Annotated in this window: 23 protein-coding genes; 16 read left to right on the forward strand and 7 right to left on the reverse strand. The window is 38.3% G+C overall.

Annotated elements, in window-relative coordinates; translation table 11 throughout:
* Window positions 1–116 precede the first annotated feature (116 nt).
* Window positions 117–506: a flagellar basal body-associated protein FliL gene (locus FCS21_RS07940; protein ID WP_118056136.1), complete on the forward strand. Its 390-nt coding sequence runs from the start codon at window positions 117–119 to the stop codon at window positions 504–506.
* An 80-nt stretch (window positions 507–586) separates the two neighbouring features.
* Here FCS21_RS07940 and glpG read toward each other — a convergent pair whose 3' ends face one another.
* From glpG to FCS21_RS07960, 4 genes are all read right to left on the reverse strand, one after another.
* A complete protein-coding gene (glpG, locus tag FCS21_RS07945; protein ID WP_138622169.1) occupies window positions 587–1,474 on the reverse strand; it encodes a rhomboid family intramembrane serine protease GlpG in 888 nt (295 codons plus the stop codon).
* A 6-nt stretch (window positions 1,475–1,480) separates the two neighbouring features.
* Window positions 1,481–1,807 carry a thiosulfate sulfurtransferase GlpE gene (gene glpE / locus FCS21_RS07950; RefSeq protein WP_138622171.1) on the reverse strand — a complete coding sequence of 109 codons (327 nt, stop codon included), beginning with the start codon at window positions 1,805–1,807 and terminating at the stop codon, window positions 1,481–1,483.
* Window positions 1,808–1,917: 110 nt separating this feature from the next.
* On the reverse strand, window positions 1,918–2,943 hold the full coding sequence (gene tdh, locus FCS21_RS07955) for an L-threonine 3-dehydrogenase (protein ID WP_138622173.1): 1,026 nt from the start codon (window positions 2,941–2,943) through the stop codon (window positions 1,918–1,920).
* A gap of 67 nt (window positions 2,944–3,010) precedes the next feature.
* Window positions 3,011–4,204 carry a glycine C-acetyltransferase gene (locus FCS21_RS07960; RefSeq protein ID WP_138622175.1) on the reverse strand — a complete coding sequence of 398 codons (1,194 nt, stop codon included), beginning with the start codon at window positions 4,202–4,204 and terminating at the stop codon, window positions 3,011–3,013.
* Window positions 4,205–4,477: 273 nt separating this feature from the next.
* Here FCS21_RS07960 and waaA point away from each other — a divergent pair, with 273 nt between their 5' ends.
* Both waaA and FCS21_RS07970 read left to right on the forward strand, forming a co-directional pair.
* Window positions 4,478–5,911, forward strand: coding sequence for a lipid IV(A) 3-deoxy-D-manno-octulosonic acid transferase (gene waaA, locus FCS21_RS07965; RefSeq protein WP_138622177.1), 1,434 nt, complete (start codon window positions 4,478–4,480; stop codon window positions 5,909–5,911).
* A complete protein-coding gene (locus FCS21_RS07970) occupies window positions 5,908–6,672 on the forward strand; it encodes a 3-deoxy-D-manno-octulosonic acid kinase (RefSeq protein WP_138622179.1) in 765 nt (254 codons plus the stop codon). Before waaA ends, FCS21_RS07970 begins: the two co-directional genes overlap by 4 nt.
* A gap of 4 nt (window positions 6,673–6,676) precedes the next feature.
* On the opposite strand, the gene FCS21_RS07975 is transcribed toward FCS21_RS07970, so the two are convergent.
* The 3 genes from FCS21_RS07975 to rph form a co-directional block, all read right to left on the reverse strand.
* Window positions 6,677–8,023, reverse strand: coding sequence for an alpha/beta hydrolase (locus FCS21_RS07975; protein ID WP_246047108.1), 1,347 nt, complete (start codon window positions 8,021–8,023; stop codon window positions 6,677–6,679).
* A 286-nt stretch (window positions 8,024–8,309) separates the two neighbouring features.
* Window positions 8,310–8,963 carry an orotate phosphoribosyltransferase gene (gene pyrE, locus FCS21_RS07980; RefSeq protein ID WP_138622183.1) on the reverse strand — a complete coding sequence of 218 codons (654 nt, stop codon included), beginning with the start codon at window positions 8,961–8,963 and terminating at the stop codon, window positions 8,310–8,312.
* A 17-nt stretch (window positions 8,964–8,980) separates the two neighbouring features.
* Entirely contained in the window at window positions 8,981–9,694 is a 714-nt protein-coding gene (gene rph / locus FCS21_RS07985) for a ribonuclease PH (RefSeq protein ID WP_138622185.1), read from the reverse strand.
* Window positions 9,695–9,903: 209 nt separating this feature from the next.
* On the opposite strand from rph, the gene FCS21_RS07990 reads away from it, so the two are divergent.
* The 13 genes from FCS21_RS07990 to FCS21_RS08050 all read left to right on the forward strand — a co-directional run bounded on the left by FCS21_RS07990 (window position 9,904) and on the right by FCS21_RS08050 (window position 26,845).
* Window positions 9,904–10,452, forward strand: a complete 549-nt coding sequence (locus FCS21_RS07990) for a thioredoxin family protein (protein WP_138622187.1) — start codon at window positions 9,904–9,906, stop codon at window positions 10,450–10,452.
* A complete protein-coding gene (locus tag FCS21_RS07995) occupies window positions 10,452–11,246 on the forward strand; it encodes a gluconate 2-dehydrogenase subunit 3 family protein (RefSeq protein WP_246047109.1) in 795 nt (264 codons plus the stop codon). Before FCS21_RS07990 ends, FCS21_RS07995 begins: the two co-directional genes overlap by 1 nt.
* On the forward strand, window positions 11,243–12,970 hold the full coding sequence (locus tag FCS21_RS08000; protein WP_138622191.1) for a GMC family oxidoreductase: 1,728 nt from the start codon (window positions 11,243–11,245) through the stop codon (window positions 12,968–12,970). Before FCS21_RS07995 ends, FCS21_RS08000 begins: the two co-directional genes overlap by 4 nt.
* Before the next feature lie 38 nt (window positions 12,971–13,008).
* Window positions 13,009–13,872, forward strand: a complete 864-nt coding sequence (locus FCS21_RS08005) for a YicC/YloC family endoribonuclease (protein WP_138622194.1) — start codon at window positions 13,009–13,011, stop codon at window positions 13,870–13,872.
* Between the two features lie 153 nt (window positions 13,873–14,025).
* Window positions 14,026–15,213: a tyrosine-type recombinase/integrase gene (locus FCS21_RS08010; protein ID WP_138622196.1), complete on the forward strand. Its 1,188-nt coding sequence runs from the start codon at window positions 14,026–14,028 to the stop codon at window positions 15,211–15,213.
* 90 nt (window positions 15,214–15,303) lie between these two features.
* Window positions 15,304–15,594 (forward strand): hypothetical protein, encoded by a 291-nt coding sequence (locus tag FCS21_RS08015; protein WP_138622198.1) that lies wholly within the window; start codon window positions 15,304–15,306, stop codon window positions 15,592–15,594.
* A gap of 206 nt (window positions 15,595–15,800) precedes the next feature.
* Window positions 15,801–17,549, forward strand: coding sequence for a hypothetical protein (locus FCS21_RS08020; RefSeq protein ID WP_138622200.1), 1,749 nt, complete (start codon window positions 15,801–15,803; stop codon window positions 17,547–17,549).
* A complete protein-coding gene (locus tag FCS21_RS08025) occupies window positions 17,533–19,230 on the forward strand; it encodes a hypothetical protein (protein WP_138622202.1) in 1,698 nt (565 codons plus the stop codon). Before FCS21_RS08020 ends, FCS21_RS08025 begins: the two co-directional genes overlap by 17 nt.
* Complete coding sequence (locus FCS21_RS08030) at window positions 19,231–19,932, forward strand: hypothetical protein (protein WP_138622204.1); 702 nt, start codon at window positions 19,231–19,233, stop codon at window positions 19,930–19,932.
* A gap of 588 nt (window positions 19,933–20,520) precedes the next feature.
* Entirely contained in the window at window positions 20,521–21,195 is a 675-nt protein-coding gene (locus FCS21_RS08035) for a YceH family protein (RefSeq protein WP_138622206.1), read from the forward strand.
* Between the two features lie 149 nt (window positions 21,196–21,344).
* A complete protein-coding gene (locus FCS21_RS08040; protein ID WP_138622208.1) occupies window positions 21,345–21,761 on the forward strand; it encodes a VOC family protein in 417 nt (138 codons plus the stop codon).
* Between the two features lie 102 nt (window positions 21,762–21,863).
* Window positions 21,864–24,242, forward strand: a complete 2,379-nt coding sequence (locus FCS21_RS08045; protein ID WP_138622210.1) for a fatty acid cis/trans isomerase — start codon at window positions 21,864–21,866, stop codon at window positions 24,240–24,242.
* Window positions 24,243–24,661: 419 nt separating this feature from the next.
* Window positions 24,662–26,845, forward strand: coding sequence for a prolyl oligopeptidase family serine peptidase (locus FCS21_RS08050; RefSeq protein WP_138622212.1), 2,184 nt, complete (start codon window positions 24,662–24,664; stop codon window positions 26,843–26,845).
* Window positions 26,846–26,866: the final 21 nt, after the last annotated feature.

The raw sequence follows: 26,866 nt of genomic DNA on the forward strand, positions 1-26,866 counted from the left end.
TCTTAGAACAAGTAAAAATTACTTAACACCGTTATTATTTATAAAAATAGTCATGAAAAAACTAAAATCAGGGTATGATAGGGTAAGTTAAATTATCTACATCGACTATTATTTTTATGTATAAATACTTATTGGTTTTTTCATTTTTAGTTAGCCTAAGTACTGGTATTTCTAAAGCACACGCTAGTGATTACGCTTATTATGGTTTTCAGCCTGACATTGTTACTAACTATGTCGCGGTACAAAAGAAAATGGGCTATGTACGCCTAACAGTAGAATTAATGGTTAAAGGCGATAATTTAGCGATTGTTGAGCATCATGCGCCATTATTACGCGACGCAATTATCAACATTATCGGTAATCAAACCGAGGCTAAAGTAAAGTCAATAAAGGGTCGAGCAGAGATTCAGTTGCAATGCGAAGAGCAAGTAAAAGAGTTATTAATTCAAGAAACTGGCAAGCCACTGATCAAAAAATTACTTTTTACCCAATGGCTAGAAAACTAAGCGCTTTATATCAATCTCACTAACTTTTATAAGTATGGCTAGTGTATATAAAGCAGAGCAGCTAATTAATGACGCTGATATTATTTAGTCTTTACGCCAATGACTTTCACGGTAAATAACGCTAAAAAACACCCTGATAATAAACCGAGTAAATGGGCAGTGTTAGCAACATTAACCGGTAGTAAATCAACAAAACCTAGCACCAGCCAGAACAGCAAAAAAGCCACTATCGGCTTGGCAAGCGATAAACCTCGCTCTGGTGCTAAATAACCAAACCACCAAACAAAGCCTACCAACGCGTAAACAACACCTGATAAACCACCAAAATTTGCCCCAGAAACTAAATATTGGCCAAGATTAGACACAATAGCTGAAATCAGTAATAGGTTAATGAGTGTTGTTTTACCTAGCGATTGTTCAATACTGCCACCTAACTGCCACCACCACATGGTATTAAAAACAATATGCAACAAAGAAAAGTGAAAGAATGCTGGGCCAATTAAGCGCAACGGCTCTGCTAAGAAGGCGTCCATTGAGAGTTGAGGATAAAACTGTAATGCGTTAAAAATGTCTCGCGACCAACCTAACTCACTGCCAATAAAAACTATCCAGCACAAGGTGAAAGTCACTAGCGTTACAATACCCGCATGCGCTAAAAAACTTTCTTTAAAGCTTTTCACCAAGGTATAATCATCAGTATTTAAGCTAACGGTTTCACCGATATCCCAGGCTGCTTTTTGATATTTATCCGCATAGGGGTTAGCAATAAAGACATCAAACTCTACTTTAGCTTGTGCTAACTTGTCTTCAGGGCAATAAATCACATGCCCTTCATCTTGACTTGATTTAAGCTGAGATTGAATCCCCAAAGAGTGTAAATAATTACTGAACAATAGCGCAATATTACGATCTTTAAGGTGTACTAACGGCTGTAAAGCATCAGTATTATTAGCAGACTCAGTAGTCATGAGTCACTATCGCTCTATCTGGTCAGGAAATTGTGTTTGCCACTGAGTAAAGCCACCGTCAAGTGAGTACACCTCGGTAAAATCTTGACTGATAAGAAACGCTGCCGCTTGTTGACTCGAAATCCCGTGGTAACAACAAACAACCACGGGAGCGTCCATATCCGCTTCACGTAAAAAATCCCCTAACGATTCGTTGGTTAAATTAATCGAGCCGGCAATATGACCACTAGCAAAAGAGTTGGTATCACGAATATCGACCACAACGGGAGACGTATCTGCCATCACGTTTTGTAACTCGCTGACCGACATATGCTTAAAACTATTATCTGACACTGTGTAATCCTTATTTAATGATCTGTTTATTGGTAATACCATGAATGATTATATTTTTCATCGCGCTACATTATTAATGGTAGCGCTTATCAAAAGTGAGTATAACGAATTTACGTCCAATCTAAAATGACCTTGCCCGATTGACCAGAGCGCATCACATCAAAACCTTGTTGAAAATCATCAACATTATAATGATGGGTAATTATCGGACTAAGATCTAAGCCCGACTGGATTAAACTCGCCATTTTATACCAGGTTTCAAACATTTCACGGCCATAAATGCCTTTGATGGTTAACCCTTTAAAAATAACTTGGCTCCAATCAATGGCCATATCGCTACCAGGAATCCCTAGCATGGCAATTTTACCACCATTATTCATGTTATCTAACATACTAGTAAAGGCCATTGGTACACCTGACATTTCTAAGCCAACATCAAAGCCTTCAGTCATACCTAAATCATTCATCACATCAACTAAACTTTCTTTACTCACATCAACAGCGCGTGTTGCGCCCATTTTTCTGGCGAGATCAAGACGGTATTCATTCACGTCTGTAATTACTACATGGCGTGCACCCACGTGTTTTGCAACCGCCGCTGCCATAATACCGATAGGGCCAGCGCCAGTAATTAAGACATCTTCCCCGACTAAATCAAAGGATAGTGCGGTATGAACAGCATTACCAAAAGGATCAAAAATAGCCGCTAAATCATCTGATATTTCATCAGGTAATTTAAAAGCATTATACGCGGGGATCACCAAATATTCTGCAAATGAGCCCGCACGATTAACACCAACGCCCACGGTATTTCGACATAAGTGCGTGCGACCACCTCGACAATTACGGCAATGACCGCACGTGATATGGCCTTCACCTGAGACTCGGTCACCTAAACTAAAACCTTTAACTTCTTGACCCATGCCCACGACTTCGCCAGCGTATTCATGACCAACAACCATAGGCACTGGAATAGTTTTTTGTGCCCATTCATCCCAGTTATAAATATGAATATCGGTACCACAAATAGCGGTTTTTTTAATTTTTATCAGCAGATCATTATGACCCGGAGTTGGTTTTTCAGTACTTGTTAACCAGATGCCTGTTTCTGCTTTTAATTTAGCTAAAGACTTCATTTTTTTCTCTATCTTTGTTGTTTTTCATTGTTAATATAACGTTTTGTCGACACACCAAGCGAATAATTTAAATAACTGCCATTGACTTACCGATACGGGTAAAGGCTGCAATAGCATGGTCTAATTGTGCTTTACTGTGCGCAGCAGAAATTTGGGTGCGAATACGCGCCTGCCCTTTAGGCACCACAGGAAAAGAAAAGCCAATGACGTAAATACCTTCAGCTAATAATTGCTCAGCCATGGCACTAGCCACTTTAGCATCGCCTAACATCACCGGTATAATAGCGTGATCAGCACCCGCACAGGTAAAACCTGCCGCCGTCATATTTTTACGGAAATAAGCCGCGTTATCTTTGAGGGTTTTGCGTAAATCGTCACCTTGCGCTAGTAATTCAAGTACCGTTAATGAAGCATTAACAATCGCAGGGGCGAGTGAATTAGAAAATAAGTAAGGGCGAGAGCGTTGACGTAACCATTCTATCACTTCTTTTTTAGCTGAGGTAAAACCGCCTGACGCACCGCCCATCGCTTTACCCAAGGTACCGGTAATAATATCTACACGCCCGATAACATCACAATATTCATGGCTGCCACGACCTTGTTCGCCAACAAAGCCTACGGCATGTGAATCATCAACCATCACCATAGCATTGTATTTATCCGCTAAATCACAGACGCCTTTTAAGTTAGCAATAACACCATCCATTGAGAACACGCCATCAGTAGCAATTAACTTAAAACGTGCGCCTGCAGCATCCGCTTCAATTAAGCTTTGCTCTAAAGCGGCCATATCATTGTTGGCATAACGAAAGCGCTTGGCTTTACATAAACGTACCCCATCAATAATAGAAGCATGATTTAAGGCATCACTAATAATGGCATCTTCTGCCCCTAATAAGGTTTCAAATAACCCTGCATTAGCATCAAAGCATGACGAGTATAAAATGGTATCTTCCATGCCTAAAAACTCGCTAATACCTTGTTCTAATTCTTTATGGATATCTTGCGTACCACAAATAAAACGTACCGACGCCATACCAAAACCGTGTTCATCTAAACCTGTTTTTGCCGCCGCTATTAACTCGGGGTGATTGGCTAAGCCTAAATAGTTATTCGCACAAAAATTAACGACCTGTTCACCGCTAGCAACCGATATTTGAGCTTGTTGAGCGGTAGTAATAATACGCTCAGCTTTGTACAAGCCCTCAGTTTTAACTTGGTCTATTTGTGTTTGAATATGGGAATAAAAATTTACTGACATGAGATACCTCAACAGCGAAAGTAATGAATGGTTAAGCCGCATTATACTCAATATTAGCGCTAAAACACCGTTAGCAAAAACACGGAGATATTGCTTTAGAGTGCTTGGTGTAACTAAAAGCTTCCTATTTTATGCTTAATGAACACAATACGCGGTTACTCAAAGGAATTAATGTTTAAGGCATACTTCGTACAGCCATAATTGCTAAGGCTTATTTGCAAGTCCTTTGATATAATCTACCGATAAACTGACCATTGAGCAATATTCTCCTATATGATTTCCCTGCTAATTTACCGCATTATACTCTTGCTGTTATCACCGTTATTATTGGCTTTTTTACTGGTGCGTTCTAAGAATAACACCGCTTATCGTCAGCGCTTATCAGAGCGTTTGGGGTTTTTCCCAAAACCTTACCAACAAGGCGGTATTGTTGTGCACGCTGCCAGTGTTGGTGAAGTTATTGCCTTACAAAGTTTTATCGAGAAGTTATTGGTTACTTACCCTCATTTGCCCATCACTATTACCTCATTTACTCCAACCGGCTCGGCACAAATATCGAAATGTTTTGGTGACCGTGTTCAACACGGTTATTTGCCGCTAGACATACTGCCCTGCACTGCCTTATTTCTGCAGCGCCTTAAACCTACCATGATGATTTTTATGGAAACCGAATTATGGCCTAACTTAATTGCTCAATGTAGTAAGCGCTCAGTTAAATTATTATTAATTAATGGTCGCTTATCGAAGAAATCTTTAACGAGTTATCAAAAAGTAAACCGACTTATTGAACCCTGTTTAAATCGCTTTGATAAAATACTCACTCAAAGTGAAGAAAACTTAACGCATTTTCTACAACTAGGTGCAGAGGCAAGTCGCTGTCTAAATACTGGTAATGTAAAGTTTGATATGAGTATTAATCAGCAAGTGACCACTAAAAAAGCGGAGTTAGCCAAATTACTTTTTGCCAATAAAAATCAAACCAAAAGAACCATTTGGCTAATTGCCAGTACCCATGAGGGCGATGAAGCTATTGCCTTAGCTGCCTTTAAGCAATTATTGCTAGACTACCCACAGCTATTATTAGTGATAGTGCCAAGACACCCAGAGCGGTTTGAGCAAGTCGCTAGTCTTTGTACTAAGCAAGGTTTTACATTAGCAAAGCGCAGTGAAAGTACCGTTATTAACAATGAACAAGTGTGGTTACTTGATAGCCTTGGCGAACTTATGGCGGCTTTTGATCTCAGTAATATCGTCACCATGGGGGGAAGTTTTAGTGCAGTAGGAGGTCACAATCCATTAGAGCCGGCTTTATTTAACAAACCGATTATTGTTGGTCCTAACATGAGTAACTTTAACGAAATAATGCAGCAGTTAAGGCAAGAGCAAGCCGTTATTGAGCTAACCTATAATTCGGTAGTTAATGATACTGCCACTCATAAGGCTAGTCCTGAGCTTGCCAGTCAACTTGTAGAGCAACTTATCGGTAAAGTGAAACACTTATTACAACAACCCGCTGAGCAAAAAGCCTTAGGTGAAAATGCTCTTAAAGTGGTGTTGGCGAATCAAGGTGCTAGTGACAAAACTTTAGCGCAAGTAATAAAGCTGTTGGCGACGATAAATATCAACCCTGAGATAAATATTAACCCTGACATTACCCGTAAAGTTAGTATTGACACTACCATCCCAAAATTAAGAGGCCGCGAGTGACGCAAGCAACAACCAACGAGAATTTTTCTAAGCTTAAACAAGGTAACGTTACCTGCTTTTTCAATCAAAGCCTGATCAGCGATTTTAGTGCGGCAATGTTGAGCCCAAGCTATTGGCAACAACACAATGCTGTTACCGGTTCCGCCCAAGGTCGCGGCACTACCTGGTTTGTCGCCTATAAAGACCATAAAAACATCCAACACGATTGGGTGTTGCGTCATTATTATCGCGGTGGTTTAATCGGTAAAATTAATAAGGATTCTTACTGGTTTACTGGCGTAGAAAAAACCCGTGCAGCCGTTGAGTTTGCTTTATTACGTCATATGAAAACACTGCAACTACCCGCTCCTGAGCCTATTGCTTACCGTGTTACTCAACAAGGCTTATGTTATAAAGCTGACTTGCTTTCTAGTCGTATTCAACACGCTCAAGATTTGGTGGCTGTGTTATCTAAGCAGCCTTTAGCAGATGATATTTGGCAACGTATTGGTGCGACCATTAAACGCTTTCATCACCATGGTATTTATCATCATGATTTAAATAGCCATAATATTTTACTGGATAATAAAGCGCAGGTGTTTTTAATTGATTTTGATCGCTGTGAATTACGTACTAATCCGGTAAAGACTCAGTGGAAGCAAGAAAACATGGCGCGTTTACAGCGCTCATTTTTAAAAGAGTTAACTAAACAACCGCAGTTTTATTTTACCGAGCAAAACTGGCAAACCTTAATGAGCAGTTATCAACAAACTATTATTTAGTTAGTTATTCGCTCATTGATGATTGCGTGGCCTGCAAAAATGCCGTCATTTCAGTAAGCATTTCAGCATAGTAAGGGTTGTAGGTTAGTCTTTGCATTGCTCGCTTATGCGCAAGATTAATGGCGGTAGTCTCTCCCTTAATAGTCTGTTTATTATTTTTACAGGCTTGATAGCGGGCGGTATCTTTTACATAGTGACCACAATTTCTATATTGCCCATTAACACCATAATGGGGGTTATCAGGCGAATTAGTGGTGGCAATATGAGAGACATCTAACACATCACTGCATAAGCTTTTTGGCGAGCACTCTGGCACGATTACCGTCATCACATCTGCTAACTTCGAAGGCAACTGATTGTTATCACCATAATAAATTAACACGCTTTTTTTCATCTGCGTTTTAGCAGAAGCTAATTGCCACTGTTGAACTAACTGTAAAGTATGTTTGGTGTCTATGGTTTGATCGTGTTCACTAACAACAACAAAGAGTGGTATTTCATGTAACTGTCGACTTGCACTAGCGCCTTCATCAACAACGAGACTCATGATCGAATTAACCTGCGCCGCGGCGTGATAGGGGAATGATTCATATTTAGCAAAATCTATATCGGCATCGATATCAAGCCAATCAACAAAAGGAATAGCATCAATGTATTTAGCTAACCAAGCTAAACTATTTTTCGCTTTTGACGCCGGAGACCACATAAATAAGCCTTTAATCTTTGTATCAACCTGCTCTTTTTGCATTAAATAATCAAAAATAAGTGCGCCACCGGTAGATAAACCGCCAAGATAAACTTCGCTATAATCCGCTAAGGTTTGCTCTATGGCAAAGGTTGCCGCCTGCTGCCACTCTTCATAATTCGTATTTAATAACGCTGATGGCGCCGTCCCATGCCCGGGTAATAACAAGGTACGTACGGTAAAACCCTGTTGGTAAAAAAACTGGCTTAGATCATGAAAAGAAAACGGTGAATCTGTTAATCCGTGAATAAGCAAAATAGCTTTATCATTATTATTTTGGGCTAGCTCAAACGGTGCGAGCAACTGGCTTATTTGCGGCGTTGTTGACCAATGATTCTTTTTTGCTAACTGCTGGTAGGTCTCAGTAACAAGCGGACAAGGCATACTTGCTCTAGGGTTTTTCTGAATTATTTGCTGATAAGCCTGGCTAAGATATTGTTGATAGCTTGATAGGCTTTTAAAATGAATACCGGTGAACTGCTCATCTTGCTCTGTATCGGCTAGTTCATTAACAAATCGATACTTACCCGATTCAATAAGCGAGACATAATCCTCTTGAATAGTCAGGCAATTTTCCTGTGCCACAGCCACCTGAGTATATGACAAAGTACTTACTAGCCAGAATAAGAACTTGTACCTCTTAGCATTGAACATAACCATTCCCTGTGAGTGTTGCTTAATTGTGCTGTTTAATTATGTTAGGTAACGGCTAAACTAATTAGCGAATTAATTGACGAACTAATCACCGTACTAATAGAGTAATAATAGCTAATGTTGCCAAGAATATTTCTCCAAAATAGTACACAAAAAAATAACGCCTTTGAAGCATTAACTACAAAGGCGTTAGTGATTTTCACATGACTATACTTTTTTCACTAACAATCGTTAGCCATTAAATACCGTACGTTAGACGATATTGTTTAATGTTTGCTAAGTTATCAGTTAATTCTGGCTTATTAGCGACTTGCTCTTCAAGATAGGTAACCACATCACCTAAGGTAACAATCGCAGCAACTTGTGTGCCGAAATCACGTTCAACTTCTTGAATTGCAGACAGTTCTCCTTGGCCTTTTTCTTGACGATCAAGCGCAATTAATACACCTGAAAGCTGTGCACCTTGGGCTTTAATAATCTCCATTGATTCACGAATAGCCGTACCAGCGGTGATAACATCATCAACTAACATGATTTTACCTGCAAGTGCCGCGCCCACTAATGAACCACCTTCACCGTGTTGTTTAGCTTCTTTACGATTAAAGCAATACGGTACATCAATATTATGATGATCGTATAACGCAACCGTCGTGGTAGTCGCAATAGGAATACCTTTGTAAGCTGGACCAAAAACTAAATCAAAATCAATTTTTGCATCCATTAATGTTGCCGCATAAAAACGACCTAAACGGGCTAAATCACCACCTGTTTTAAACATACCGGCGTTAAAAAAGTAAGGGCTAACACGGCCAGATTTTAGCGTGAACTCACCAAAGCGTAATACTTGTTTCTCAATTGCAAATTCAATAAATTCGCGTTGATAATCTTTCATTGTTATTTCCTGTGCGTTTAGCTTAATGCAGCTTTTTGTATGTCGAATAGTTCATTAATACCGTGTTTAGCTAAGCTAAGCATTGCTTGCATTTCTTCAAAGCTAAACGGCTCTTCTTCAGCAGTCCCTTGTACTTCAATTAACTTACCGGTATCTGTCATGACTACATTCATGTCAGTGTCCGCTGCTGAATCTTCTATATAATCTAAATCAGCAACGGCTTCGCCTTTATAAATACCAACCGATACCGCAGCAATCATGTGCTTAAGTGGATTGGTTTTAATAATGTCTTTAGCGCGCATATAATTAAGCGCATCAACAAGGGCAACACACGCACCAGTAATAGCCGCAGTACGCGTACCACCGTCAGCCTGGATTACATCACAGTCAACTGAAATAGTATTTTCACCTAAGGCTTTTAAATCAACCGCAGCGCGTAAGGCACGAGCAATCAAACGAGAAATTTCTAAAGTACGCCCGCTTTGCTTACCTGTAGCTGCTTCACGACGCATACGCGTATGCGTAGAACGCGGTAACATGCCATATTCAGCCGTAACCCAGCCCTTGCCTTTACCTTTTAAGAAACGTGGCACACCGACTTCAACGGTCGCAGTACAAATGACTTTAGTTTCACCAAATTCAATAAGTACCGAGCCTTCGGCATGAGTGGTAAACTGACGGGTAATAGTTACCGGGCGAATTTGCCCCAATGTTCTACCGCTTGGACGCATGTGTGTTCCTTTATCTTTAGAGTGAGACTGAAAAATTAATTGCGCTATTATAGTGCTTATAACTAAGTCACTTCAAGATGCGTGTCTTCACACAGAGATTAAATGCTATATTTTGAAGTAATATGAGTACAAAAGAGATTTTTGAAATAAAGTTAGGTAAAGCAAGGTCATGTTAGTTGTCTTAATCATAAATATTATTAGAGCGTATTATGAAAATTTTTAGCTCATTAGTCATCTGTTTAAACATACTGTTTAGTAGTGTCGCTATAGCAAACACTTCATCTATGGCAGTAGCACCAAACTTACCCACTTACAGTAAAGTGTATGATGACCAACGCGATCCTTTTGCTGATGCTTTGGCTGCACTAGCGCTAGCACAAGCAACCAATCGACAGGTGCTTATTGAGATAGGCGGTAACTGGTGTAATTGGTGCGAAAAAATGGATAACTTTCTAGTGAAAAATCCCGAAGTGTATCAAGCACTACATAGCCAATATGTCGTATTGAAAGTTAACGTAAGTGACCGCAATGAAAATAATGATTTTATGCAATCACTACCGCCAGTATTAGGCTATCCGCATATGTATGTATCAACCGCGCAAGGTAAAATGATTTTATCGAAAGACACCGCGGAATTATTAGAGGGTAGTGATTACTCAACAACCCAATGGTTGAGCTTTTTAAGCAATTGGTCAGTTAGTGCTACTGCCGTTCAAGCACAACTTACTGCGACCACAAAAAACGGAGCAGTTCAGTGATGAATGCCAATAAATGTTCATCTTTTTTTGATAAGAATTATCAAACACCTGAGTTTATTAACAAACAAAAAAAACAAAACCAGCAAAACCAGCAAAACCGCCGTCGTTTTCTTAAATCAGCAGCCGGTATGGGCGTATTAACCACTTTACCAGCATTCGGTTTAGATGTAGGTGTTAGCGTTGACAGACAAACTTCGCTCAATGAATTACTTCATAGCCTAGTGAAAACAGATCCTTGGTTAACACTGGACGCCACCCTCAATCACTTATTGCCTCATTCAGCAACAGGTCCAAGCGCCCGCGATATACAAGCAACTTATTATTTATACCAAGTAATGACGGTACAACCGACCGATCAATATGAAAAAGAATTTATCCTCAAGGGGGTTGGTTGGTTAAACGGTTATGCCAATAGTGAAAAATCTGCTAATTTTGCTCAATTGAGCATTGCCGATAAAGAACAATTACTGCAGGGCATTAGTCGCTCAAGCGCAGGACAAAACTGGTTAAATACTTTACTCGGTTATATTTTCCAAGCCATGCTTGCCCCTGCCAGTTATGGTGGTAACCCTAATGGTATTGGTTGGCAATGGTTAGCACATCAACCTGGCTTTCCTTTACCTGAAAAAGGACAACGCTACTTCGAATTACCCAGCAGAGCCCGTATTAGTTTTCTTAATCAAGTACATTCTACTAGCGCACAAAAAATCGCCCCTCATAAGCGCATAGCATCTGACGATAATCGCCTTGCTTCACGCGCTAAGGCATCACCTCAAGGAACAAGAAAAGCATGAGTTATGACATTTGTATCGTCGGTAGTGGTGCTGGCGCCTCTCCTATTGCCTATCAATTGGCCCAAGCAGGCGCAAAAGTATTAGTGCTTGAAAAAGGCCCTTGGTTAACCGAAAAAGAATTTTTTAAAGATGAGTTAACCATCAGTATTCATGATGCTTATAATCCAAAATTAACCGATGAACAACACGTTATTGAAGAAGAGTACCTTGATGAACATAATAAACCTTTCTGGCAAGGTGAAAAAACCAGTGATTCTGGTTGGAGCTGGTGGAACGGTAATGTTGTTGGTGGTTCATCAAACTTTATGAGCGGTTATTTTCATCGCTTAAAACCGATAGATTTTCGTTTAAAGTCTGAATTTGGCGAGATAAAAGGTGCCAATATTGAAGATTGGCCCATTAGCTACGATGAGCTTGAGCCCTATTACGCCAAAGTAGAACGTGAAGTGGGTGTATCGGGTCGAGTAGTTGCACACCCCCATCAAGAGCCTCGTTCAACGAATTTTCCCTACCCGCCTGTTGCTGAATTGCCAATGTCAGCTTGGATAGATAGAGCCGCAAAAAAAATTGGCTATCATGCTACCCCTGTTCCTAGAGCTATTTTATCTGAACCAGCTATGGGTAGACGCAGCTGTGAATATTCAGGCTACTGTAGCAGCTACGGTTGCTCAACAGGTGCTAAAGGTAGTGGTCGAGCAGCGCTTTTAAATCATGCGGTGGCATCAGGTAATTGCACCATAAAAGCCAATGCTAAAGTCTACAAGATTGCCAATGACCAAAACGGCAACATTACTGGCGTGCACTATTACGATAAAATAGGGCGAAAAAAATCAGTAAGCGCCAAAATTTATGTGATCGCTTGCCAAGCGGTCGAAACATCGCGTTTATTACTCGCCTCTACCGGTGAAAAATTCCCCCAAGGTTTAGCTAATAATAATGGTCAGGTAGGAAAAAACCTACTCTTTAGTGGCGGCGGTATTGGTCAAGGTGATTTCAATTACGCCGATTTATCAAAACAACAAGTTAAAGAGCTACAACAAGTCGGCCCCTTTATAAACCGTGCCTTGCAAGACTGGTATCAAATTGCTGATAAAGCCTTTAGTGGCGCTAATGAAAAAGGCCAAGCTAAGGGCGGCACCATCGACTTTTTGTTTCACCAAAATCCCATTGCTCGATCACGAGGCACACAGTGGGGTGTTAATAAAAGCGGTGATGAACAATTACTGTGGGGCGAAGCATTAAAGCAAAGTTTAAGAACAGAATTTACCAGCTATAAAACCCTACGTTTTGAAGTGTTTAACGACTGGCTACCCACTGACGATTGCTTTGTTAGTTTAGATAAGGAAATAACCGACCAATGGGGCGATCCGGTTGCCAAAGTACGTATTGGCTATCATAACCACGACTTGGAAGTAGGCGAGTATTTATCGAAAAAAGCTGAAAAGCTACTCGAAGCGTTAGGGGCAAAAAACATATCATCTTCGGTCAGTGGCTATCCATCTACTAATTTAATGGCCGGTGGTTGTCGCTTTGGTAATGATGCTAGAACTTCCGTACTCAATAAAGACTGCCAAGCACATGAAGTTGACAACTTGTATGTTACCGATGGTTCATTTATGCCGACAGGCGGTAGCGTACCTTACACTTTTACTATTTACGCTAACGCTTTTCGAGTGGCGGATAAAATAACTGCCCATTGGCAGCAGATACAGAAACAGGCATAATTAGCGCCATTAATTCTCGATAAACTCAGGTAATTCCAATGATCTATAGTATGACTGCTTTCTCTCGCATTGAAATAAAAGGCGACTGGGGTAATGCCGTTTGGGAAATTCGCTCGGTTAACCAACGCTTCTTAGAAACTTACTTTCGTTTACCTGAACAGTTTCGTGGTATAGAGCCGGTATTACGTGAGCGTTTTCGTAAACAATTAAATCGCGGTAAAGTTGAATGTAACTTACGTTTTAATGCCAACCCTGCGGCTAAATCTGAGTTGGCACTTAACGAAAAGCTTGCTTTACAGCTCATTCAACATGCCAACTGGGTTAACGACCAAACCTTAAACAGCCAAGTGAATCCACTAGAAGTAATGCGCTGGCCAGGCGTGATGGAAGCCCCTGAAAGTGATATGAGTGCTATTCAAAGTGAATTATTAGCCGCATTCGACACCGCCTTAACAGACTTTATCGCCGCGCGTGCTAGCGAAGGTGAAAACCTTAAAGTCATGATAGAACAACGCCTTGACGCAATTAGCGCCGAAGCCGATAAAGTACAAGCCTTTATGCCAGAAGTGATTGAATGGCAGCGTAACCGCATTATTGATAAATTTACCGATGCCAACATTGATCTAGACTCAGGTCGTGTTGAGCAAGAATTAGTTTTATTAGCACAAAAAATGGATGTTGCCGAAGAGTTAGATCGTTTAAATAGCCACGTTAGCGAAACCAAAAAAATATTGCAAAAAGGTGGCGCACAAGGTCGTCGTTTAGACTTTATGATGCAAGAATTTAACCGTGAAGCCAACACATTAGGCTCTAAATCAATTAACACCGACATCACCGCCAGCGCGGTTGAATTAAAAGTATTAATCGAACAAATGCGTGAACAGATCGCGAATATAGAATAGAGTACCTGAGTGTTTATTGCTGTTTCTATTTTGACTAGGCCGCTGATTTTAGAGGTCTTTTTTTCTGCTGCTCTTTGGTGATTTCTCTGTGTTTCACAATAGTGGTGACATAATGTATGGTTTATTTATGTTTTACAATTATGTGTCACCATTATGAATGTCCAACAAATTAAATCATTAATCAAGAAGTCAGAAGCAGGTAGGTTCAGGGTTGACGATAATTTATATTTGAGAATTTCAAATAGTAAAACAGCTAGCTGGACGTTTAGGTATAAAATCAATGGGAAAAGGAAAGAGTTAACAATTGGTAACTTGGGTGAAGAACCTACCGCAGTTCCTTTGGTTAAAGCAAAATCTATTGCTGCTAATTATAAAGTGCTAGTTAAAGAAGGAATGGACCCTAAGTTTCAAAATAAGCGAACAACTCTCTCTGACTTTAAGACTGTAGATGATTTAGCAGCCGACTGGTTAAAATTCTGTGAGGAAAGGCTCAAATTTCCTAGCATACCTAAAAGAGTTTACAAAAAAGACATAGCCCCAGTTATTGGTGAGCTACCAATCCATGAAGTAAACCCGATGGACATCAGGACTGTTATAAAAACAATCAATGAAAGTGGTAGGCCCACCATTTCAAATGATGCATTGATTTATTGTAAACAACTATTTAATCACGCAATAAAGCTAGGATTAACCCAAGTGAATCCTGCGCTAGCGTTTAATTCAAAAGATGCTGGAGGAATTGAAAAATCAAGAGACCGATTTTTAACTATTGAAGAAATTGAAACAGTATTCAAAACAATGCGTGAGAATAAGGATAGTTTTGTAAGGCAAAACTATCTTGCTTGCATATTATTGTGGTGTCTAGGGGTTCGAAAAGGAGAGTTGCTTGCTGCTCCTTGGAGTGAATTTGACTTTGACAAAGGAATTTGGAGTTTACCAAAAGAGCGAAGCAAAAATGGGTCAAGTATCGAATACCCTCTTCCATTAGATCTGATTAAGATTCTTCAAGGATTGAAAGTACTGGCTTGTGGTTCTGACTACTTATTTCCTAACCGCCGTGCAAGTAAGAGAAACCCATATATTTCACCTGATACACTAAATGCTGCATTATCTTCTCTTTTCAAAAAGAACAAATTATTATTAGACTATTTTACAATCCATGATTTGAGAAGAACATGTCGAAGTCACTTATCTAGTCTTGGTGTTGCACCACATGTGGCGGAAAGGTGCCTTAATCATAAACTGCCAAAAATTATAGCTACATATGATCAATATGATTATTTTGAAGAAAGAAAACAAGCTCATGAATTATTGGTTAATTGTTTGTCTAAATTTTTTTAGCCAAAAAATCTACACTAACCCTTGTATATATTTAGACTAGCTTTTCCATTTGGAATAAGAACTATTGATAATTCTAAAGCGCAAGAGCTAGTGGAACAAGGTAAATGTAATGGTGACACTATTAACCAAAATGGTTATAGAAGATACCTAACAAGAACACTTTGTACTTCAAATAAAGATGTTGAAATTGACGTAACTTATTATTCAAAATTTACTAGCGGTAATACAATATTAATGTGTTCTGATGGTTTTTGGAGTCAGTTCAAAAATGATTCACAAATTTTTAAATTTTCTAGTGACTCATTGAAAGAATATATGGAATCACTATCGAATAATGACTTAGAAGATAACACAACGGTATTATTGCTAACTAAATTATAAAAAAAACAGCACAATTAATCATTTTGATGAATAGTAATACGGCGACAATAAGTCAAACGACCTCCCAAAAATTCTCTCTATGTGCAGCTGTTTTTATTAGAACATTTCATGAAATACTAAAGAGTTATGCTGAAAGTAAGTCACTCTTAATGATAGCTTGTTATTCTTTTGCAAGCCCAAAGATATAGTTAAACGGATTAAATTATATGGCCCCCTGTATGTCACTTATTAATGTAAAAACGGAATTAATAAATGCATTAAAAAATGAATGCTTTTTTAAAGTAGTAATAGAACTGTATTTAGATGAGAGAAAAACGGAGAAGTATCTTATCGAGGCTCTTCATCAACTAAATTCTGAGTCATTATTAAATATAAATGAGTTATTCAAAGCTATAGGTTCAAACAATCAACATGATTTTTGGATTATATTTGACGTTTATAGAGCATTATTACCTAATCTGGAGGCTTCAGTTCTTGATGTAATGGAATGTATTCTGCTGCTAAAAGATAAGGGAGGTGAAAATCTAGGCATCGGTAATTTAATTACAGGATTTACTAAGTTTTGTGAGAAGGATAGCGAACGTTGTAAAGAGGCTTTCACATTTTCTTTACATGAGAAAGAAAAGTTTATCGAATTTATGTCTGCTAGTCTTATATCTGGCAGCTTATCAGATGTCGAGTGGAGCTTTGAGCAGCTAAAGACACTTATAATCATGGATTCCGCAGATGTTCGTAAACAAGCTTATTTTGCTATTTCACGTATACAGTTCAACCTAAATATCAAAGCCAAAACTGTTATTTCTTTGTTAGAAAAAAAAGCTAATGAAGAAACCGATGATTTAGCTATAAGTAGTTTGTTCCATGCGTTGATAAACTTAGGTGAAAAAGACGATACATTATGGATTAGGATAGCAAAATCTCTGGACTTAATACTTAAAGAGCCTAAATCTGAGGTGCTTTATGCAGTATCAAATGTTGCCGGCTTTGATCAGAAGTACGTTCCTAATTCGATTAAACTAAAGTTCATTAGCTGCTTAAAAAATGTAACATCTAAACATGTTGCTGCATTAAGCAATATTGGACGCTTGTTGAGAAACTTACTGAATCGCAACGAATATGTAAGCATAGAGGACTTACTAGAATGTTTAATTAATAAAGGTATTTGCGTCACAGAATTCGGTTATTTTAATAGTGAATTATTTAAAGGTAATAAAAGCTACTTAAACCATCTTATTACCAAATGGTTTCTATCAGGGAGTTCTAATTTATGCTGCGCTGTCCATGATTTATTAAATGATGTGAGTATTAAGGACATCGAGATAAAAGTTGATGTTGAGCAGATAAATAAGCTTAATGAAACCCCTATTTTTTTAGCTAGAAAAGCTGTTGGTTGGTTATTTACACGCCCTATTATAGCCGCAAGCTTCATCCTATCTATTATTGATACAGTATCAACCGAAAAGCGTGAAGAATTAAATCAGTTATTGTTTGAGCCGCTACTAATTAGCTACTCAGGTGAATTACGTCGATATTTAGAAAGAATAGAATCAAATAGCTCATTAGCTATAAAGAACTCGGTTCAGCATGTTGTTAAGCAGCTAGATGATTATTTTAACGGTATGGAGGGGGTATGGGGAATTAATGAAATATTATGCTCTCAACAAAACCGAGAACAATATTGGGAACATTCTCAACAATTGATGGAAGAAGCTTATGAAGCTGCCCAACCTAGTGCGTTATCTGACTTATTCACACAACAGACTATTTTATATGGTAATAGCAGTGCCGTTTATATACATGACGGTAGTAACCAACTTAAACGCTCTGAAATGAAAATGACTAAGCACTCATATTCGACTGAACTCCCGAGGTTAAATACTCTAGATCCTGAAAGTCTCGATTATATGCTCCGTTTTTTCAGAATGGAGGCTTTTAAACATGAAGTTAATTCTTAAACAGTATTTAGCCTCTTTAAATGAACGTGATGAACTGGATGTTTTAGTGCCTGATTTATTAAGTCAAATGGGACTCAATGTTTATGCTCGTCCTATTCGTGGTGCAAATGAGTATGGTGTCGATGTTGCGGCTGTCGGAAAAATTGATGGCGGAATTGAAAAAGTTTACCTTTTTTCTATTAAAGAAAGAAATTTAACAAGACAAAGCTGGTGTGGTGGTTCTAGTCAGGATTTACTACCTTCTATTCACAGTATCCTTAATTCTTATATTCCTCACCGTTTGCCTAAAGAACATGCGGATAAACCTATTGTTATCTGCTTGTGTTTTGGTGGGGATGTGCAAACAACGATAAGGCAAGAGGTTACAGGTTTTGAGCAGCAGCATGAGACAGAAAGTTTAAAATTTGAAGAGTGGAATGGTGATAAATTATCAGAGTTAATTTTACAATATTTTTTGAAAGAAGAATTATTGCCAAAAGATTGGCAGTCGATGTTAAGAAAGTCTATAGCATTACTTGATGAACCTGAAGAGTCCCACAAACACTTTGTTAGGTTAGTAAGGAAAATTATAAAGACGGATACCAAAGATAAAAAGAATATTTATAGGGTAATTAACCGAATAAATATTTGTTTATGGGTGCTTTTTTCATGGGGGAGAGATGGTAATAATGTTGAATCCTCATACCTATCCGCAGAGTTTTGTATTTTAAATTGTTGGGATTTAATTAGAGATTCAAGAAGTACAAATGCACGAAAATCCTTTGATAAATTGTTATCGACTTATCACGCAATAACGTGTGAGTATACGGAAAAATGTTTAATAGCTCATGCTGATAAGAAACATGCCATTTCTAACGCAATTAATTCACCTAGCTCAATTGATATTAATTTAAAGTTGTTTGATTTTATGAGTCGTTTATCAATGTGCGGTATCTGGACTTTGTTGGATCTGCAAAAATTAAATACAGGAAAACCACCGATTGATGATGCTCAGGTAAATAATTTAGAAGGCAAGCTAAAATCAATTATTCATTCGATAAAATTACTGATAAAGAATAACCCTTTATTGTTATCTCCATACTTAGATGAACAAGCAATTGATATATCTTTAGCTATGTATTTATTGATACAGGACTCTGAAAATGATGAATTCTCCATTAGTTGGTTAGATGAAATAGCTAAACGGAGTATATTTTCATATAAAACAGATGGAATGTACCCGTCTACGGTTAGCCATTTTAGAAAGCTATTAGATCACCGAGAACAAAAAAGTAGCTCGTATAAGCATAGTGTTACTAAGGGGAGTATTCTCTACCCCATATTAGCGGTATTTTCAGCTTTATATGAGAATGAGATTACAAGTAATGAACTATCAAATTTTGCAGAAGAGGAACTCAGGCACTGCACTTTACAGTATTGGTACCCAGCACAAGATTCTGAAACATATTTTTATAATAATATAGAAAACCATGGGTGTGCTACTACAGGTTTTGAAATGGCTTTTGATAAGGTTCTCGACCATGTTATGACCGAATGTGATAACTCAAAATCATTTAGTGAGCTATCAGTTGTTAAAAAAGGCTTAGAGCCAATAGTTTTTCTTGCTTGTCGTTATTATCGATATCCACTTCCAATTCATAGTCTTTATGACTTTATAAAATTTAAAAAGGTAGGTGCTTAATTGGATAAAGTAAAATTACCAGCTGAGGAGTTTAGAGCGCTAGAAAATATAATGCTGCCAGATATTAGAAATGAACATTTTGGCGATAAAGCAATTGTAAAGTTTCGTTCTTCTATTGAGGAGTTCGCTTTAGAAGGGCATGTCCCTGAAAAATTGAGGATTCAGTTTGATACTGTAAAAAATCTATTCCTACATTCTTACTATGTCTATAGGTTTTTTCCTATCGTTAAACATCAGCTTTTTGTCGTTCTAGAGCATGCTATTCGAGAATGTATTGGAGAAAAAAGATTAGATCTGTATAGAAAGCTTAAAAATAAAGGTATTCCTAAAGGAAATCCTAAATTTTCAAGGGGGCTTAAATTTAATTTGGTTTTTATTATGGATCATGAATTAATAAAAAATGAAGATTTTAGTGTTTGGCAGATAGGAAAAGAAAGAGCGGCAGAAGATAAATATGATGAATTTATTTTTCAAAAAATGAAAGAGGATAATCTTGATAGTTATCAATGGAATCCTTCTGAAATAGATTATGAAGGTGTTGAATACGATTATGATTATTTAAGTGTTTTATTAGAAACTACGCCTGCTTTACGGAATGCACTTGCTCATGGTTCAACATTTTTAAGCCCAACCTCAACATTAAGCTTTGAGATAACGTCAGTAATTATTAATAAAATATTTGAAAGAAATACTAAAAACTGAAGCTAGTGTTATCTTTATGAAATAACGATATATCACTAACTTTCGATGGTTATGTTCGAGTAAGTGATTCTCGAGGCATAAGTTAGAATGATTTAGATACCTCCCATTGTCTTAATCTATTAAAAGCAAATATTTAGCATTTTTGAACTTACTTTTATGGTTACAATTTTGGTGACATAATTTGATTTTCATATGAAAAACAACCATTAACTCCATGTATAATAAATATATTGTTTTCACAGTGCGTATTCAGACCTCGAATATAGAATAGCTAACCCACAAGTTTTCACCTGTCCTACACCGCCTGTAAAGCCTCGTTAACCGGGGCTTTATTTTTTGTTCATTTATACGACTCTTGCAGTCTTAGTTAACAAAAATACTAGCCAATAAGATGAGTAAAATAGTTTATAAAGATTCATTTACCTTACAATTATCTCATCCCCTTTTAAAGTCACTCTTTCCTACAAAACAACCAATAACTAGATCATATTTCTTATAAGAATTAAATAGCTAGCATGGTAAATATAGTAAATAGCTGTATTGCTTGGTATAACTCTACTATCGATTTTTTATCCGGATGCTTTCACTATGGTCATACTATCTACACTGCAATGCCGCCTTATCGGTGTAATGCTCGAAAAAGAAACCACCACGCCAGAGCAATACCCACTGTCGTTAAACGCTATTACCACGGGCTGTAACCAAAAGAGTAACCGTGAACCGGTAATGACCTTATCAGATGCTGAGGTGCAAGATGCGGTTGATGAGTTGGTGCAAATGAATCAATTAATGGTAGATCACAAAGCATCAAGCCGTGTTAATAAATACTTTCATCGTTTTTGTAATACAGAGTTTGGTGATTTACAGTTTTCGCCCCAACAAAAAGCAGTAATTTGTGTGCTGTTACTTAGAGGACCACAGACTCCTGGAGAGTTAAGAACCCGTACTCATCGCTTAGCTGACTTTACTGATGTTAATGAAGTTGAAAGCACTTTAACCCAATTACAAAATTTAAACGGTCAAACGCTGGTAAAAAAATTAGCACGTCAACCAGGTAAGCGTGATTGCCGTTATGTACATTTATTGTCAGATTTTACTGAAGAAAACTACGCTCAAAATCCTGATGAATTAACGAATACCGTTAACGTAAACAAGGATAGTCAACTGGCGGTTCGAGTCACTGAATTAGAGCAACAAGTGGCTTACTTAACTGAGCAAGTAAGCTGCTTAACCGAACGATTAAATGATAACCACTCTTTATAGCTAGGCATTAAAGCGGTAACAATAAAGTCGTACTGTATAAAATATGCGATAAAGTACAGCTGAAAAAATAGGAGCTTAACACGAGTGATTACTCTACTATTTACTATACTTTTCACTATGTTGGTTTTAAAGATTAAAGGAGAGCAATAATGATTACGCTAGAGCATGTTAATTTAGTGGTCAAAGACATCGACAAAAGTTTAACTTTTTATCGCGCCGCTTTTCCTCATTGGCAAGTGCGTGGTGGCGACAAAGGTGAATGGTCAGGCAAACCAAGAAACTGGCTACATTTTGGTGATGACTATCAATATATCGCTTTTGCTGATAATGGCGTCGGCGAGAATAGAGACTTAACCGGTCACCAAGTAGGTTTAGCTCACTTTGCTTACGTTACCAGTGATTTAAAAGGCACTATAGCGCGTATAACTGCTGCTGGTTTTGCTATTCATAAACCAGGTGTACCTGATAAATATAGAGAAAATATTTATTTTCTTGATGCTGACGGTTACGAAGTAGAATTTGTGCAATACCATACTGACGTGCCTAAATTACGCAACCGCTATTAAGGCGCAGAGAGAGTGCTGCAAAGTCATATCTCTTTACAGTATTCCTGCATATAGCTTAAACTCAATGCCCTACGCACACATTTTTGCAAGCTAAGGCTTTCCATGCGCAAGTTTAAATGGCTATTTTTTGTTCTATTTCTTTCTGGCTGTGCCACCTTGGGTGTAATGGAGTTTGATAGGCTTTATGGCACTAGTCATGTTGATAATAGGCTAGCACAACCTAAAGCAACCCAAGCTCAAGCTATTAATTTCAATAAAAATATCCAACCAATCATTGAAAACCGTTGTGTAGTTTGTCATGGTTGTTACGATGCGCCCTGTCAACTAAAAATGGAAAATCGCGCCGGCCTTGAGCGTGGAGCCAATAAAGCCATGGTTTATAATGGTGAGCGCTTAGTTACTGCCAATATTAGTGACAGCCTTAGTGCATTAACTGAACTAAACCGTGACACCTTACAACCACAGCGCCAACAAGGCTTTTTTCCTGTTTTCAATGAGCGTCAACAATCCGCACTAGGTAATACTCAAGCAAGCCTATTTTATCAAATGTTGGCATTAAAGCAGCAGCATCCTTTGCCTAATGAAACAATACTGAATGACAGCTTTGATATCTCGCTCGACCGCAACCAACAATGCCCAACCATAGAAGAGTTTGAGCAATATAAACATGACTTTCCACTAGGCGGCATGCCTTACGCATTACCCGCGTTATCAACAACTGAACATAAGCAATTAAGCCAGTGGCTAGCTAGTGGTGCCATTATGCCTGAAGCGGAATCTGCGAATGCCCAAGAGCAACTAATGATTAACCGTTGGGAAATTTTACTTAATGGTAGGTCCGCTAAAGAGCAGTTAATTGCTCGTTATTTATTTGAACACTTGTACCTAGCCAATTTATATTTTACTGACGAGCGCACTAGCTACTTTAAATTAGTACGTTCAAGCACTCCTAATGGTAAAAAAGCCGTTGTTATTAATACCCGTCGTCCATTCGACTCGCCCTATAAAGATGCGGCTCAACAACCCGAGGTGAATAACCCACAGGTTTTCTATCGGTTAATTAAACACAACGAAACCATTATTGCTAAACGCCATATGCCCTACCCGTTTGGTGAAGAAAAGTTAGCACGCATCACTGAACTTTTTTATCAGCCCGATTATAAAGTAGCAACACTACCTGATTACCAACTGATTAATGCGTCAAACCCTTTTAAAACATTTCAGGCGATTCCTAGCCAATCGCGCTATCAATTTTTGCTAGATCAAGCACAGTTTTCAATTATGAATTTTATCAAAGGCCCTGTTTGTCGAGGACAAATTGCCCTTAATGTGATTGATGATAATTTTTGGGTGTTTTTCCTTAGTCCTGATAACAATCCAGATGATGCGTTTCTTAATGCTAACGCCGACCTTTTACAATTACCCGCAGCCACCAGTGATAAAGCGATATCATTACTTTACTGGCGTCAATATGCTAAGCGCCAGCAACAATATGTAAAAAATAAACTAGCCTATCTAAAAGATCTAAACTTGCAACCAAGTGAACTCAATTTGGATTTAATTTGGTCGGGTAACGGTAACCCTAACGCGAGTTTAACCGTATTAAGACACTTTGATAGTGCCTCGGTTTTACCAGGTTTTGTTGGCCCAGCGCCTAAAACGGCTTGGTTAATTAGCTACCCTTTACTAGAACGAATTCATTATCTGTTAGTGGCAGGCTTTGATGTTTATGGCAATGTCGGTCATCAGTTAAAAACACGTTTGTACATGGATTTCTTGCGTATGGAAGCAGAAAGTAACTTTATTAGCTTATTACCTAAAGCACAGCGTAAAACTGTACATGAGTATTGGTATAGAAATACCAGTGATGATATTAAAGACTATATTTTTTCGGATGATTTTTATCAATTACCTGAAACAGGTATCACTTACCTTACTGATAATCCACAAGCAGAGTTATTTGAGCAAGTGGCTAAATATACCGATAATAGTCAGGTAAGCCAGCTTAACTTGCCAGAAGTATCTCAAAGCAAAGCAGACGAACTCATTAAGCATATAGGCACCCTACAAGGTACAAAAGTAAGCTTCTTACCACAAGTCTCTTATGTCATGGTGACTAATGGCTCTAAAAAACACGTTTATAGTTTAATTACTAACTCAGCACACAGCAATGTGGCGCATTTGTTTTCTGAAGCAGATAGACGCATACCTGCAGAAGATAATATAGCGGTTTTACGTGGTGTGGTGGGTACTTACCCCAACGCCTTCTTTAAGGTAGAGCAAGCACACCTTGCTGAGTTTGTTGAGCAGGTAATATCTATAGAAACTGAACAAGATTACCATGCACTTAAAGATAAATTTGCCATACGCAGAACGAACCCCGATTTTTGGGCATTTGCCGATGAATTACACGCTTGGTATAAAAAGAACCAACCAAATGACGCTGGCTTACTTGATTTTAATCGCTTAGAAAACCGTTAATCAATAGCTAAGACATAAGTCATTACACCTTGTAACAAAATACTGCCGCTTGTCTTATTCCTCAATGAGGCAAGCCGTAGTTTTGCTTAATACCAAGTCTATTAAGTTATTTCCCACTCAGCGAGAATTAAAAGGCTTAGAGGCAAGGCTTTGATTGAAGAGAATGGTTACTCCCTTGTCAAAATTAATAACGCTGCATGTAAGCCTTTTAAACTCGCCCTTGGGAGCTTATTAGCAAACTGATAACAGCACAAAATTAATGAAATATAGAATAACTATAGTTAACAAATTTTGCTTGTTCTAAGCTCGCTAATACAGCTCTGAGTTGGGAATAAATTTAATAGAATTGGTATAGTTCTCTTCTGCTACACTGCGTTATCCTTGTAGAAGACTCACGTCAAAATAGAGATTCAAATCTAATGAAGAAACATAACCTTTTACTAACCAGTGTTTTAGTGACCAGCGTATTAGTCGCTTGTACTGGTAACAGTGTTAAACAAACAGGTAATACCCTTAATACAACTCAAAAAGAAGTACTAAAAATGAGCTATCCGATAACAAAAAAAGGTGACGTGGTTGATAACTATTTTGGCACTGACGTCGCTGATCCCTACCGTTGGTTAGAAGATGATCGCAGTGAAGAAACCGGCGCTTGGGTTGCCGAAGAAAATAAAGTGACTTTTGATTATTTGTCACAAATCCCCTATCGTGGACAACTGAAATCTCGCTTAGCTGAGCTATGGAACTACGAGAAAGTTGGCGCACCTTTTAAAGAAGGTGACTATACCTATTTCTACAAAAATGACGGTTTACAAAACCAGTATGTGGTTTATCGTCAAAAAGACGATGGTAAGGCTGAAGTCTTTTTAGATCCAAATAGCTTTAGTGAAGATGGCACTACCTCACTGGGGCAGTTAAGCTTCTCAAAAGATGGTTCTATTGCCGCTTATGCCATCTCAGAAGGCGGTAGTGACTGGCGTAAAATCATTATTATTGATGTAGAAACAAAAAAAGTATTAGAGACACCGCTAATTGATGTGAAATTCTCCGATATTTCTTGGTTTAAAAATGAAGGTTTTTATTACTCAAGTTACGATAAGCCAACAGGTAGTGAGCTCTCTGCTAAAACTGACCAGCATAAACTGTATTACCATGTATTAGGTCAGCCACAAAAAGACGATAAAATCATTTTTGGTAACACCGCAGAGCAAAAACGTCGTTATGTAAGTGGCAGTGTTACTGAAGATAACCGCTTCTTACTTATATCAGGTGCTATTTCTACCTCAGGTAACGATCTTTACCTTAAAAATTTAACCAAACCAAATAGCCCATTAGTTACTATTACTGATGATTTTGCTGCTGATACTTATGTGATTGAAAATGAAGGCGACAAATTATTTTTAGTGACTAACTTAAACGCGCCAAATAAGAAAATTGTTACCGTAGATGCTAGCGCACCTGAAAGTAAAAACTGGACCGACTTTATTACTGAAACAGACTATGTATTAAGCGCATCAACTGGCGGCGGATACTTTTTTACCGAGTACATGGTTGATGCTATTTCAAAAGTGTACCAATTTGATTATCAAGGTAATCAAGTACGAGAAATTAGCTTACCTGGCGCGGGGAGTGCTTCAGCGTTAGCAGGTCATAAAAATGAAAGTACTTTATATTACTCATTCAGTAACTACAAAACGCCAGGCACTATCTACCGCTACAACATAGATAAAGGTAATAGTGATGTTTACCTTAAATCAGGCGCTAAATTTGATAGCGACACTTACGAGTCACAGCAAGTATTTTACCCTTCAAAAGATGGTACCAAAGTACCTATGATCATTACCTATAAAAAAGGTCTTGAGCTTAATGGTAAAAACCCCACTATTTTATACGGTTACGGTGGTTTCAATATTAGCTTAACGCCATCGTTTAGTGTTGCTCGTGCGGTGTGGTTAGAGCAAGGCGGTATTTATGCGGTTGCTAATTTACGGGGTGGTGGTGAATACGGTAAAGAGTGGCATAAAGCCGGTACACAATTACAAAAGCAAAATGTTTTTGATGACTTTATTGCCGCTGGTGAATATTTAATTAAGCAAAACTATACCTCGAGTGACTATTTAGCCATACAGGGCGGCTCTAATGGTGGTTTATTAGTCGGTGCAGTAATGACGCAACGTCCTGATTTAATGCAAGTAGCGCTACCTGCAGTGGGCGTATTAGATATGCTTAGATACCATACCTTTACCGCTGGTGCTGGTTGGGCTTACGACTACGGCACTGCTGAGCAAAGTGAAGAGATGTTCACTTACTTAAAAGCTTACTCACCAGTACACAATGTTAAAGCAGGTGTTAGCTATCCGGCCACTATGGTGACTACGGGCGATCATGATGATCGGGTGGTACCGGCTCATTCATTTAAGTTTGCCGCGGAATTACAGGCCAAACAAGCCGGCACGGCACCCACGCTGATTAGGATCGAAACCAATGCCGGTCATGGTGCTGGTACGCCAGTTTCTAAAACCATTGAACAGTATGCTGATATTTATGCCTTCACCTTATTTAACATGGGCTTTACTGTCTTACCTAGCGCTTCATCTAAATAACTAGAACAAACTAAAGCGGTT

Origin of the sequence: Colwellia ponticola (assembly GCF_005885605.1) — a bacterium.
Classification (GTDB): Bacteria; Pseudomonadota; Gammaproteobacteria; order Enterobacterales; family Alteromonadaceae; genus Colwellia; species Colwellia ponticola.